The following is an 11,770-nucleotide window of genomic DNA, read 5'->3' on the forward strand; positions in this document are numbered from 1 at the left end:
TCGCTGACTGTTCAGACAAGGCCAAAGCCTAGGGATGCCCCTTCCGACAGACAACCTGAGAATCACGTAGGAAAATTCTGTTTTTGGGTTTCTGATGAAACGGCAGGCAAAAAAAAGCCCGATCTCGCTAATGCGTTCAATCGGGCTACAGCACTCAGGAGCAACAAGTGCAAAGGGAGGTTCGATGCGCGTAGAGCCTTGAAGGGGTTGCGCCAGGTCACTAGACCATCCAGCGATTATCTGGCGATTAACATATCAAGCGACTTGGGACAGCTTGGCGTTGGCCTGATTCAGTCCTTTCTCCTGGAAGTCGCCACCTAGGTTCATGCCCTCGGCGTGAATGAACGTCACGTCGTTGATGCCGATGAAACCCATGACCTGACGCAGATACGGTTCCTGATGATCCGCCGGGCCGCCGGCGTAGATGCCGCCGCGAGCGGTCAGTACGTAGGCACGTTTGCCGCTGAGCAGGCCTTGCGGGCCGGTTTCGGTGTACTTGAAGGTCACACCGGCACGCAGCACGTGGTCGAGCCAGGCCTTGAGGGTGCTCGGGATCGCAAAGTTGTACATCGGCGCGGCCATCACCAGCACGTCGGCGGCGAGCAACTCATCGGTCAATTCGTTGGAACGGTCCAGCGACGATTGCTCGTTGGCGTTGCGCTGATCGGCAGGCTTCATCCAGCCACCCAGCAGGTTGCTGTCCAGGTGTGGTACCGGGTTCGCGGCGAGGTCACGTACGGTGATCTGATCGTTGGGGTGCGCCGCTTTCCACTGACTGATGAAGGTCTGGGTCAGTTGACGGGATACCGAGTCTTGCTGGCGGGCGCTGCTTTCGATGATCAGAACGCGGGACATGGTGTGTAGCCTCCATCCGAGAATGTTGTAGGTCGATGGAGTGAAGGTTAAACAGAGTCGAATCGATGAAAAAGCGCAAATAATTGCTATAACACATCGATAAATTCGTTTATAAGCTGACACATCCCCTTGTAGGAGTGAGCCTGCTCGCGATAGCGGTGTATCAGTCGCATAGGCTTATCTGACACACCGCTATCGCGAGCAGGCTCACTCCTACAGGGGATCGACCGTTATTTCGGGGCGCAGCTCAGTTTGATGCGCAGCTTGATGATCTCGCGGGTGAACTTGGCCGTGGCGTTTTTATGTTTGCCGGCCGGTACATCGATTGTACGGGTGCGCGGCGCTTCCGGGCCGTTGCTGAACACCGCTTTGCACGTCGCATCGACATCACCGTAGTTGGCCACCCGAATCGAGCCGATGTCGTTATCGGTGTCGAAGGTCTCGTAGTCGATCTTCATACCGTTGAGTTCTTTCTGCACATCGATCGGGTAGGCAAAAGCAGTCAGCGGAAGCAGCGCCAGCAGCACACAACAGAATTTTTTCATTCGGCAGTCTCCATGAGGGACGGCCAGCTTAGGACAAGAGGAGCTATTGATGAAAGCGCCCCGCGTGACCCTTGATCAATGGCGAACATTGCAGGCCGTGGTCGACCACGGCGGATTCGCTCAGGCCGCCGAGGCCTTGCACCGTTCGCAATCGTCGGTGAGTTACACCGTCGCCCGCATGCAGGACCAACTCGGTGTGCCGTTGCTGCGCATCGATGGGCGTAAAGCCGTACTCACTGAAGCCGGAGGCGTGTTATTGCGTCGTTCGCGGCAACTGGTGAAACAGGCCAGTCAACTGGAAGACCTCGCCCATCACATGGAGCAAGGCTGGGAAGCCGAGGTGCGGCTGGTGGTCGATGCGGCCTACCCGAGCGCACGCATTGTGCGCGCATTGACCGCGTTCATGCCGCAGAGTCGCGGCTGCCGCGTGCGTCTGCGTGAGGAAGTGTTGTCGGGTGTCGAAGAAGTGCTGCTCGAAGGCGTAGCGGATCTGGCCATCACCGGCCTGAGCATTCCCGGTTACCTCGGCGCGGAATTGAGTGACGTCGAGTTCGTCGCTGTCGCCCACCCCGATCACCCGCTGCATCGGCTCAATCGCGAATTGAGCTTTCAGGATCTTGAAACGCAGATGCAGGTGGTCATCCGCGACTCCGGCCGCCAGCAACCGCGGGACGTCGGCTGGCTCGGCGCCGAACAGCGCTGGACCGTCGGCAGCCTCGCCACGGCGGCCACGTTCGTCAGCAGCGGCTTGGGCTTTGCCTGGCTGCCCCGGCACATGATCGAACGAGAACTGAAAGATGGTTCGCTCAAGCTGCTACCGTTGGACAGGGGTGGCAACCGCAATTCCAGCTTCTATCTGTATTCGAACAAGGACAAACCCTTGGGCCCGGCCACGCAAATCCTCATCGAACTGCTGCGTACCTTCGACACCTTGCCGCTGGACGCACCGTTCGCCGCCCCTGAACAAGCCTGACACGGAGTTCACCGATGGCGTATTTCGAGCACGAAGGTTGCAACCTGCACTACGAGGAATATGGCCACGGCGCGCCGCTGCTGCTGGTTCACGGGCTCGGTTCGAGCACGCTGGATTGGGAAATGCAGATCCCGGTGCTCGCCGCGCACTATCGGGTGATCGTCCCGGATATTCGCGGCCACGGGCGCTCGGACAAACCCCGTGAGCGCTACAGCATCGCCGGTTTCAGCGCCGACATGGTGGCGCTGATCGAGCACTTGCGTCTCGGCCCGGTGCATTACGTCGGGCTGTCGATGGGCGGTATGATCGGCTTCCAGCTCGGCGTCGATCATCCGCAAATGCTCAAGAGCCTGACCATCGTCAACAGCGCGCCCGAAGTCAAACTGCGTAGCCGCGATGACTACTGGCAGTGGTTCAAGCGCTGGAGTCTGATGCGCGTGCTCAGCCTCGCCAGCATCGGCAAAGCCTTGGGCGGCAAGCTTTTTCCGAAACCGGAACAAGCCGATCTGCGGCAGAAAATGGCCGAACGCTGGGCAAAAAACGACAAACGTGCTTATCTCGCCAGCTTCGATGCGATTGTTGGCTGGGGCGTTCAGGAACGACTTTCCCGGGTGACCTGTCCAACGCTCGTCATCAGCGCCGACCGTGATTACACACCGGTGGCACTGAAAGAAACCTATGTAAAACTGCTGCCGAATGCGCGGCTGGTGGTGATCGCCGATTCGCGCCACGCCACCCCGCTCGATCAACCCGAACGCTTCAATCAAACGCTGCTGGAGTTTCTCGCCGCAGCCGATACTCAATCTCAGGATCACTGACCCATGCTGAAAAAACTCGCCCTCGCCGCTGGTACTGTGCTGTTTGCCGCCAACCTGATGGCAGCCACGCCGGTCAAAGCACCGCACGTGCTGCTGGACACCACCAACGGCCAGATCGAAATCGAACTGGATCCGGTCAAGGCGCCGATCAGCACCAAGAACTTTCTCGATTACGTCAACAGCGGCTTCTACAACAACACGATTTTCCACCGCGTGATCCCGGGCTTTATGGTTCAGGGCGGCGGTTTCACTCAACAGATGCAGCAAAAAGAAACCAAGGCGCCGATCAAGAACGAACACAAAAACGGTCTGGCTAACGTTCGTGGCACCTTGTCCATGGCTCGCACTTCCGTACCTGATTCGGCGACCAGCCAGTTCTTCATCAACGTCAAGGACAACGACTTCCTCGACCAAGGCGACGGCTACGCTGTATTCGGCAAAGTGGTCAAAGGCATGGACGTGGTCGACATCATCGTCAACTCGCCGACCACCACCAAAAGCGGCATGAAAGACGTACCTGCCGACCCTGTATTCATCAAGTCGGCCAAAGTCATCGACTAAGCTGTACAGGGCGTATCGAGCGGCGTGAGTTCAACCTCACGCCGCTCACACCGATAAAAGGAGAGCCCGTACTCCGGGCGGTTATCTGATGCTCTATCGCCGTTTCGAACAACTGATCGACATATTCCGTGAAGCCCCGACGGCGTCTCCGCCGGACCGCGTTCTCCCCTTCTACACCTATTACCTCAAGCAGGTCTGGCCGAGTTTTGCCGCCCTGCTCGTCGTTGGCCTGTTCGCCGCATTGATCGAAGTGGCACTGTTCAGTTACCTGAGCCGTATCATCGACCTGGCCCAAGGCACACCCAACCCGAATTTCTTCAGCGACCACGCCCTCGAACTGACGTGGATGCTGGTGGTTGCCCTCGTCCTGCGGCCGATTTTCTTCGGCCTGCACGACTTGCTGGTGCATCAGACGTTAAGCCCCGGCATGACCAGCATGATCCGCTGGCAGAACCACAGCTACGTGCTCAAACAGAGCCTGAATTTCTTCCAGAACGACTTTGCCGGGCGCATCGCCCAGCGCATCATGCAGACCGGCAACTCTCTGCGTGACTCGGCGGTGCAAGCGGTCGATGCGCTGTGGCACGTGGTGATCTATGCGATCAGTTCGCTGGTGTTGTTCGCCGAAGCCGACTGGCGCCTGATGATCCCGCTGTTGACGTGGATCGTCGCCTACATCGGCGCACTGTATTACTTCGTACCGCGCGTGAAGGATCGTTCGGTGGAAGCTTCCGACGCACGCTCGAAACTGATGGGCCGCATCGTCGACGGCTACACCAACATCGCCACGCTGAAGCTGTTCGCCCACACCAATTTCGAGCAGCACTACGCCAAGGAGGCCATCGAAGAACAGACCGTCAAAGCACAAATGGCCGGCCGCGTGGTCACCAGCATGGACGTGGTGATTACCGCCATGAACGGCTTGCTGATCGTCGGCACCACGGCGTTGGCCCTATGGTTGTGGACGCAGTCGCTGATCACTGTCGGCGCGATCGCCCTGGCCACGGGTCTGGTGATCCGCATCGTCAACATGTCCGGCTGGATCATGTGGGTGGTCACCGGCATTTTCGAAAACATCGGCATGGTCCAGGACGGTCTGCGCACCATTTCGCAACCGGTCAGCGTCACCGATCACGAGCAGGCCAAACCGCTGGAAGTCGCCCGTGGCGAAGTACGTTTCGAGCACGTGGATTTTCACTACGGCAAGAAGCGCGGGATCATCGGCGACCTCAATCTGAACATCAAACCGGGCGAGAAAATCGGTTTGATCGGGCCGTCCGGTGCCGGCAAATCAACGCTGGTCAACCTGCTGCTGCGCCTGTACGACGTCGAGGGCGGGCGAATTATGATCGACGGCCAGAACATCGCCGAAGTCGGTCAGGAAAGCCTGCGCGCGCGGATCGGCATGATCACCCAAGACACCTCGCTGCTGCACCGTTCGATCCGCGACAACTTGCTGTACGGCAAACCGGATGCGACCGACGCCGAGTTGTGGGATGCCGTGCACAAGGCCCGCGCCGATGAGTTCATTCCGCTGCTGTCGGACGCTGAGGGCCGCACAGGCTTTGATGCGCATGTCGGTGAGCGCGGGGTGAAACTGTCCGGCGGCCAACGCCAGCGCATCGCGATTGCGCGAGTGTTGCTCAAGGACGCGCCGATCCTGATCATGGACGAAGCCACCTCGGCACTGGATTCGGAAGTCGAAGCGGCGATTCAGGAAAGCCTGGAAACCCTGATGCAGGGCAAAACCGTGATCGCGATTGCGCACCGACTCTCGACCATTGCGCGGATGGATCGGCTGGTGGTGCTGGAGAACGGCAAGATTGCCGAGAGCGGCACCCATGCTGAATTGCTGGCTCACCGTGGCTTGTATGCACGGCTGTGGGCACACCAGACCGGGGGGTTTGTCGGCATCGACTGACCCCTCCAAGATCGTTCCCACGCTCTGCGTGGGAATGCAGCCCTTGACGCTCCGCGTCACTGGACGCGGAGCGTCCCTTGAAGCATTCCCACGCAGAGCGTGGGAACGATCACCGCCACAGCCCGCCAACCACGGGTGCTGGCGGTTTTTTTGTGCTTGCTGGAAATCGGCAAAAAGCCTGCTGTACTCAGCCAAGGTTCCAGAACGGAGCCTGTCGTAAGTCTGCAAGGATGCACAACTCGATGCAGTCTCGATAGCAGGGCTATCAAGGACGCCTCTCATGTCTCTGTTCAAACGTTCAGTCACTGAGTTGTTGGGTACGTTCTGGTTGGTATTGGGTGGTTGCGGCAGCGCGGTGATCGCCGCGTCTTCACCGCTGGGAATCGGGGTGTTGGGGGTGGCCCTGGCGTTTGGTCTGACGGTGCTGACCATGGCGTTTGCCATCGGCCACATCAGCGGCTGTCATCTCAACCCGGCCGTGTCGGTCGGTCTGTTCGTCGGGGGCCGGTTTCCGGCCAAAGAGCTACCCGCCTACATCATTGCCCAAGTGCTCGGCGCGATTCTCGCGGCGGCGCTGATCGCCAACATCGCCAGCGGCAAGGAGGGTTTCGACATCGCCGCAGGCCTGGCGTCCAACGGCTATGGTGAGCATTCGCCGGGCAAGTACTCGATGGCGGCGGGGTTCGTCACTGAACTCGTGATGACCGCAATGTTTGTGATCATCATCCTCGGCGCCACCGATAGACGCGCACCGCCGGGACTGGCACCGATCGCAATCGGCCTGGGCCTGACGTTGATCCACCTGATCTCGATTCCGGTCACCAACACCTCGGTCAATCCGGCGCGCAGCACGGGGCCGGCACTGATGGTCGGCGGCTGGGCGATTGCGCAGTTGTGGCTGTTCTGGGTCGCGCCGTTGATGGGTGCGGTGGTCGGTGGCGGGATCTATCGCTGGTTGGGCAAAGAAGAAACCTGAGGACGTATGAAATCCCTTTGTGGGAGCGAGCCTGCTCGCGAAGATGTTGTGTCAATAACGTATATGTCGACTGACACGACGCCTTCGCGAGCAGGCTCGCTCCCACAGGGATCTAGGTTTGGCGGTAGGGCAACGCTGTTTTTGCTTCTTCGGCGTAGGCGAGAATGCCGGCGCGTTCCTGTTGCAGGAAGTCTTTTACCGCCGCTTTCAACCCCGGATGCCGCAGGTAATGCCAAGAGTGGGTGATCACCGGTTCAAACCCGCGAATCAGCTTGTGCTCGCCCTGGGCGCCAGCATCGAAACGCTGATAACCCTGCGCGATCGCATAATCCATCCCCTGATAGAAACAGGTTTCAAAGTGCAGCCGATCAAACTCGGCCAGACACCCCCAGTAGCGGCCGTAGAAACTGTCGCCACCGACCAGACTGAAGGCCATCGCCACCGGCCGTGAGCCCTGTTTCGCCAGCACCACGCGAATCGCCTCGGGCATGCGCTCGGCCAGCAGACTGAAAAACTCTCGCGTCAGATATGGCGTTTGCCGACGCACTGCATAGGTATTGGCGTAACAGGCGTAGACAAAATCCCACTGCGCCTCGTCCAGCTCGCGCCCCTCCAGCCATTCGAACTCAAAGCCCTGCCCCGCCACCTGCTCGCGTTCCTTGCGCATCTGCTTGCGCTTGCGCGAACTGAGTACATCGAGGAAATCCTGGAAGTCGCGATACCCGCGATTCTGCCAGTGATACTGACAGCCAATGCGTTGCAGCCAGCCCGGCTGTTCGGCCATCGCCGCATCGGTGAAAGCGTCGGTGAAATTGATGTGCGCGCTGGAAAGCCCTTCGATCTCCAGATAGCCGGGCAAGCTCTTGAGCAGTTCGAAACCGTCTTCGACATTGGCCGCCAACAAGCGCGGGCCGCTGACCGGGCTGAACGGCACAGCCGTCAAAAGCTTGGGGTAGTAATCGATGCCGGCGCGGGCGCAGGCGTCGGCCCAGCCGTGATCGAACACGTACTCGCCGTAGGAATGCCACTTGCGATAACTGGGTAACGCGGCGATCAGACGATCGCCCTCGACGTGCAGCAAATGCTCCGGTTGCCAGCCGGTGTGGGGGCCAACGCTACCGCTGTCTTCCAGCGCACTGAGAAAGGCATGGCGCAGAAATGGCTGGCTTTCAGGCACCAGCGCATCCCAGCTTGCCGAGGCGATTTCCGACAGGTTTTGCAGGCGTTGCAACGGCATCAACAAGCTCTCCACAACAGGACTTCAGCGCCCGGCGAGTATCGCCGATTGCGCGGCATTGCACACCCGCAATCGGCCGACAGCGCTCTAGATCAATAGTTCAGGGCGAATCGATATCGTCATCAACCTGCCATCACTGTGCCACTGCTCTGTCATAAACCATCGCGATACTGGCGCCTGTTTTTAGAGCGCCGGGTTCTACCCGGACACTGTTTTCCGACGTTCAAATTGTCGGTTGTGCCCCGGATGGCTGTGCCATCCCCTCTCATCTTCGGAGATTGCTATGCGTCTTGCTTCCACGAAAACTGCGGCGGCCCTGTGCGGTGGCTTGTTGCTGGCCATGAGTGTTCCGGCCAGTGCTGCAGTCGACGCCAAACTGCTCGACATGCTCAAGGCTAACGGTTCCATTTCCCAGGCGCAGTACATCGAACTGCAAACTGAACTGGCCAAGGATCAGAAGGCTCAGCAAATCGCGCAGCAGGCGCAGCAAGAGACCAACGAACAAGTCGCTGCTGTTGCGAAGAAAACCAACGAACAAAGCGTCTTCGACCAGAAACTGGCCTGGGCGGCCAAGACCCAGTTCAAAGGCGATGTGCGTATCCGTCAGGAAACCATCAAGATCGACGGCGAACCGAACAACGGCGGCCGCGACAAGGATCGTCAGCGCATCCGTGCCCGTCTGGGCGCCTACACCGAGATCAACCCACAGGTCGACACCGGCATCCGTATCGCCACCGGCGGCGGCGACGATGCCCGTTCGACCAACCAGGACCAGGACAACTACTTCGACAAGAAGCAGATCTGGCTGGATCTGGGTTACATCGACTACCACCCTGACCAGATCAAGAACCTGCACATCATCGGCGGCAAGATGCTTCAGCCGTGGGTCAGCATGGGCGACGTGATCTGGGACAGCGACATCAACCCGGAAGGTCTGGCCGTTACCTACAAATACCCGTTGGGCAGCAGCGCCGAACTGTTCGGCAGCCTGGGTAACTACAACCTCAAGGACAACGTCGACGGCGATGGCGTGCAATTCCGTCACGACCTGCGCCTGACCGCTGGCCAGTTGGGTAGCCGCTTCAACATCAGCGACAACCTGAAAGTAACCCTGGGCGGCAGCGTCTACGCCTACCAGAACGACGAAGACAGCCGCTGCACCGGTACTTCCACACCGTGCGCCCTGGCAGTCAATGGCAACTCGGCCAACAACGAATTCCGTCTGTATGAAGGGTTCAGCCAGGTCGACATCGGCGGTCTGCCGATGCCTCTGTCGTTCTACGGTCAGTACGTGAAGAACAACGATGCCGTGACCGATCAGGACACCGCGTGGCTGCTCGGTGCCAAGTCGAAAGTCTTCGGTCTGAACCTCGATTACAACTATCGTGACGTGCAGCGTAATGCCGTGGTTGGCGCCTTCACCGACTCCGACTTCGCCAACGGCACCACCGGTTCGCGTGGGCACAAGTTCAAGGTCGGTTACGACATCGACAAGAACTTCGCCATTGGCGCCACGTACTTCCTGACCAAGGCCGACTTCGCCAGCCGTGGTCAGCGTGACGCTGACGCCAACACCCTGCAACTGGACGCAGAAGCCAAGTTCTAAAGCGTTTCACCCTATAGTCCAGTGCGAGCGGGACGATCCCCATCATCCGTTCGTTTCACCCGCACTGGCTATTTCCCGCAGGATGCAAAACCCCCTGTAGGAGCTGCCGAAGGCTGCGATCTTTTGATCTTGATCGTGAAAACAAGATCAAAAGATCGCAGCCTTCGGCAGCTCCTACAGGGGATTATCTTTTCGTCGTTGCTCGGCCAAGCGTTCAGCCAAAGCATCGACGCCTTCTTCCGGTTTCTCCGGCAGCGCCTTCAAGGTGGCTTGCATCAATCGCATCTGGCGAATGAAACGCCGGCAGTTCGGGCAAAACATCAGGTGATGACGCACCATCCACTTATCACGAAAGCTCAACTGGTCATCGAGATAATCGCTGGATCGTGCCACTTGCTCCTTGCAGGTCAACATTCTCCTGTCTCCTCAAAATGTTCTACGGTCGCGAAGACCTTCAAACGTGCCCGATGCAGCAGCACGCGGACATTGGAGAGTGAGATCTCCAGAAGATTACAGATTTCCTCCAGCTCCAGCCCTTGCCGTTCGCGCAACAGCAAAACGCTGCTTTGCAGCTCTGACAGGCTCAGCAGCGTATGCTCCAGGCACTCGCGCAATTCGTCTTCGGTGAGCAGCGCTTCGGGAGTGTCCTGATGCCAGGCGAACGGCGCGACCAGCCAATGGCCGTCACCTGAAGAAAAGCGGTCGTCGTCGATCGTGCCATGGGGCGATGGCAGATCATCCATCAACACTTCGCGGCGATTGTGTTTATAGCGACTTTTCGCTGAGTTGGCGGTGATGGTCAGAAGCCAGGTCTTGAGACTGGAGCGACCTTCGAAGCTGCCGATGTGGCGCACTACGGACAGCCAGGCGTCCTGCACCACTTCTTCAACATGGCGCTGCCCGACAATCGCATACGCCACCGCGCGCATGGCGCTCTGATACGTCGTCACCAGTTCCTTGAAAGCCTGTTGCTCACCGGCCAGCAGGCGCGCAAGCAGTTGGGTGTCGTTAGCCGCCATCCAGAAATTTCCTTGTGCCGATTCCGAAAATGACGGCGGCAGGTCTTCACCTGCCGCCATTTCCGAAAAATTACAGCGTTTGAGCCGATTCGGATGTAGGAAAAGTCGGCGCGATTAAGAGGAAATTAAACCTCTTTTCAACGCTTGCGCAGAATGACGCTGCCGATCGAATAGCCTGCACCGAACGAACTCAAGACAGCCAGCGAACCGGCAGCCAGATCGTCCTGATATTTGTGGAAAGCAATCACCGAACCTGCGGAGCTGGTGTTGGCATAGGTGTCGAGAATCACCGGCGCTTCTTCTTCGGTGGCTTCGCGGCCGAGCAGTTTGCGCACGATCAGGTGGTTCATGCTGAGGTTGGCCTGATGCAGCCAGAAGCGCTTCACGTCGCCGACGTTGAGTTTGTTCTCTTCCAAGTGTTCGCCAATCAGCTCGGCAACCATCGGGCAGACATCCTTGAACACCTTGCGGCCTTCCTGCACGAACAGCTTGTCGCGGGCACCGATGCCCTCTTCCGCTGCGCGGTTGAGGAAGCCGAAGTTATTGCGGATGTTATTGGAGAACTTGGTCAGCAGCTTGGTGCTGACCACATCGAACTGGTGCTTGGACGTCGCGGTGTCAGCGCGTTCGATGATCACCGCAGTCGCGGCGTCACCGAAGATGAAGTGGCTGTCGCGGTCACGGAAGTTCAGGTGACCGGTGCAGACTTCCGGGTTGACCATCAGGATTGCCCGGGCCTGGCCCAGTTGCACACTGTTGGCCGCCGCCTGAATGCCGAAGGTCGCCGAGGAGCAAGCGACGTTCATGTCGAAACCGAAGCCTTGAATGCCCAGCGCTTCCTGAACTTCGATGGCGATGGCCGGGTAGGCACGTTGCAGGTTGGAGCAGGCGACGATCACGCCGTCGATGTCAGCGGCGGTTTTGCCGGCGCGTTGCAGGGCTTGCTCGGCTGCGCCGATGGCCATCTGGCAGAGCACCGACCATTCGTCGTTGGAACGCTCCGGCAAGCGCGGAGCCATACGTTGTGGATCGAGGATGCCGTCCTTGTCCATGACAAAGCGGCTCTTGATGCCGGAAGCCTTTTCGATAAACGCAGCGCTGGATTCGGTCAGGGCCTGGACTTCGCCGCTGGCAATGGCCTCGGCGTTGTCGGCGTTGAACTGGGCGACGTAGGTATTGAAAGACTGCACCAGCTCTTCGTTGGAGATGCTGTTGGCCGGGGTGTACAGGCCGGTGCCGCTGATGACGACGTTATGCAT

12 protein-coding genes are annotated in these 11,770 nt (G+C 59.0%); 6 read left to right on the plus strand and 6 right to left on the minus strand.

Going from position 1 to position 11,770, the window contains the following annotated elements:
* Window positions 1-255: 255 nt before the first annotated feature.
* Together ACOYXJ_RS01965 and ACOYXJ_RS01970 are read right to left on the minus strand one after the other, a co-directional pair.
* Window positions 256-855 (minus strand): FMN-dependent NADH-azoreductase, encoded by a 600-nt coding sequence (locus tag ACOYXJ_RS01965; protein ID WP_460367622.1) that lies wholly within the window; start codon window positions 853-855, stop codon window positions 256-258.
* A gap of 230 nt (window positions 856-1,085) precedes the next feature.
* A complete protein-coding gene (locus ACOYXJ_RS01970; protein ID WP_150795642.1) occupies window positions 1,086-1,400 on the minus strand; it encodes a 3-phosphoglycerate kinase in 315 nt (104 codons plus the stop codon).
* A 49-nt stretch (window positions 1,401-1,449) separates the two neighbouring features.
* On the opposite strand from ACOYXJ_RS01970, the gene ACOYXJ_RS01975 reads away from it, so the two are divergent.
* The 5 genes from ACOYXJ_RS01975 (at window position 1,450) to aqpZ (ending at window position 6,649) form a co-directional block, all read left to right on the plus strand.
* Window positions 1,450-2,373, plus strand: a complete 924-nt coding sequence (locus ACOYXJ_RS01975; protein ID WP_007914443.1) for a LysR family transcriptional regulator — start codon at window positions 1,450-1,452, stop codon at window positions 2,371-2,373.
* A 14-nt stretch (window positions 2,374-2,387) separates the two neighbouring features.
* Window positions 2,388-3,191: an alpha/beta fold hydrolase gene (locus tag ACOYXJ_RS01980; protein ID WP_460367625.1), complete on the plus strand. Its 804-nt coding sequence runs from the start codon at window positions 2,388-2,390 to the stop codon at window positions 3,189-3,191.
* Window positions 3,192-3,194: 3 nt separating this feature from the next.
* Window positions 3,195-3,752, plus strand: coding sequence for a peptidylprolyl isomerase (locus ACOYXJ_RS01985; RefSeq protein WP_095119068.1), 558 nt, complete (start codon window positions 3,195-3,197; stop codon window positions 3,750-3,752).
* Window positions 3,753-3,840: 88 nt separating this feature from the next.
* Entirely contained in the window at window positions 3,841-5,673 is a 1,833-nt protein-coding gene (locus ACOYXJ_RS01990) for an ABC transporter ATP-binding protein (RefSeq protein WP_456023294.1), read from the plus strand.
* A gap of 280 nt (window positions 5,674-5,953) precedes the next feature.
* Window positions 5,954-6,649, plus strand: a complete 696-nt coding sequence (aqpZ, locus tag ACOYXJ_RS01995; RefSeq protein ID WP_460367627.1) for an aquaporin Z — start codon at window positions 5,954-5,956, stop codon at window positions 6,647-6,649.
* A 112-nt stretch (window positions 6,650-6,761) separates the two neighbouring features.
* Here aqpZ and ACOYXJ_RS02000 read toward each other — a convergent pair whose 3' ends face one another.
* Complete coding sequence (locus tag ACOYXJ_RS02000; RefSeq protein ID WP_460367629.1) at window positions 6,762-7,886, minus strand: GNAT family N-acetyltransferase; 1,125 nt, start codon at window positions 7,884-7,886, stop codon at window positions 6,762-6,764.
* Window positions 7,887-8,169: 283 nt separating this feature from the next.
* Here ACOYXJ_RS02000 and ACOYXJ_RS02005 point away from each other — a divergent pair, with 283 nt between their 5' ends.
* On the plus strand, window positions 8,170-9,492 hold the full coding sequence (locus ACOYXJ_RS02005) for a putative porin (protein ID WP_460367631.1): 1,323 nt from the start codon (window positions 8,170-8,172) through the stop codon (window positions 9,490-9,492).
* Between the two features lie 174 nt (window positions 9,493-9,666).
* Here the strand turns inward: ACOYXJ_RS02005 and ACOYXJ_RS02010 are convergent, their stop codons facing one another.
* The 3 genes from ACOYXJ_RS02010 to ACOYXJ_RS02020 all read right to left on the minus strand — a co-directional run bounded on the left by ACOYXJ_RS02010 (window position 9,667) and on the right by ACOYXJ_RS02020 (window position 11,770).
* Window positions 9,667-9,906: an anti-sigma factor family protein gene (locus ACOYXJ_RS02010; RefSeq protein ID WP_150795749.1), complete on the minus strand. Its 240-nt coding sequence runs from the start codon at window positions 9,904-9,906 to the stop codon at window positions 9,667-9,669.
* On the minus strand, window positions 9,900-10,511 hold the full coding sequence (locus tag ACOYXJ_RS02015; protein WP_460373079.1) for an RNA polymerase sigma factor: 612 nt from the start codon (window positions 10,509-10,511) through the stop codon (window positions 9,900-9,902). The genes ACOYXJ_RS02010 and ACOYXJ_RS02015 overlap by 7 nt, the downstream gene beginning before the upstream one ends.
* 137 nt (window positions 10,512-10,648) lie before the next feature.
* The gene (locus ACOYXJ_RS02020) at window positions 10,649-11,770 is read right to left on the minus strand and encodes a beta-ketoacyl-ACP synthase III (RefSeq protein ID WP_150795748.1); all 1,122 of its coding nucleotides are present in this window, start codon (window positions 11,768-11,770) and stop codon (window positions 10,649-10,651) included.

The sequence above is a fragment of the Pseudomonas sp. Tul2A7 genome, assembly GCF_054790505.1.

Bases quoted from the DNA above. Each gene is read 5' to 3' on its own strand.
- ACOYXJ_RS01975 (WP_007914443.1), top strand. From the start codon at position 1,450: ATGAAAGCGCCCCGCGTGACCCTTGATCAATGGCGAACATTGCAGGCC.
- ACOYXJ_RS01970 (WP_150795642.1), bottom strand. From the start codon at position 1,400: ATGAAAAAATTCTGTTGTGTGCTGCTGGCGCTGCTTCCGCTGACTGCT.
- aqpZ (WP_460367627.1), top strand. From the start codon at position 5,954: ATGTCTCTGTTCAAACGTTCAGTCACTGAGTTGTTGGGTACGTTCTGG.
- ACOYXJ_RS01980 (WP_460367625.1), top strand. From the start codon at position 2,388: ATGGCGTATTTCGAGCACGAAGGTTGCAACCTGCACTACGAGGAATAT.
- ACOYXJ_RS02020 (WP_150795748.1), bottom strand. From the start codon at position 11,770: ATGCATAACGTCGTCATCAGCGGCACCGGCCTGTACACCCCGGCCAAC.
- ACOYXJ_RS01965 (WP_460367622.1), bottom strand. From the start codon at position 855: ATGTCCCGCGTTCTGATCATCGAAAGCAGCGCCCGCCAGCAAGACTCG.
- ACOYXJ_RS02000 (WP_460367629.1), bottom strand. From the start codon at position 7,886: ATGCCGTTGCAACGCCTGCAAAACCTGTCGGAAATCGCCTCGGCAAGC.
- ACOYXJ_RS02005 (WP_460367631.1), top strand. From the start codon at position 8,170: ATGCGTCTTGCTTCCACGAAAACTGCGGCGGCCCTGTGCGGTGGCTTG.
- ACOYXJ_RS01985 (WP_095119068.1), top strand. From the start codon at position 3,195: ATGCTGAAAAAACTCGCCCTCGCCGCTGGTACTGTGCTGTTTGCCGCC.
- ACOYXJ_RS02010 (WP_150795749.1), bottom strand. From the start codon at position 9,906: ATGTTGACCTGCAAGGAGCAAGTGGCACGATCCAGCGATTATCTCGAT.
- ACOYXJ_RS01990 (WP_456023294.1), top strand. From the start codon at position 3,841: ATGCTCTATCGCCGTTTCGAACAACTGATCGACATATTCCGTGAAGCC.
- ACOYXJ_RS02015 (WP_460373079.1), bottom strand. From the start codon at position 10,511: ATGGCGGCTAACGACACCCAACTGCTTGCGCGCCTGCTGGCCGGTGAG.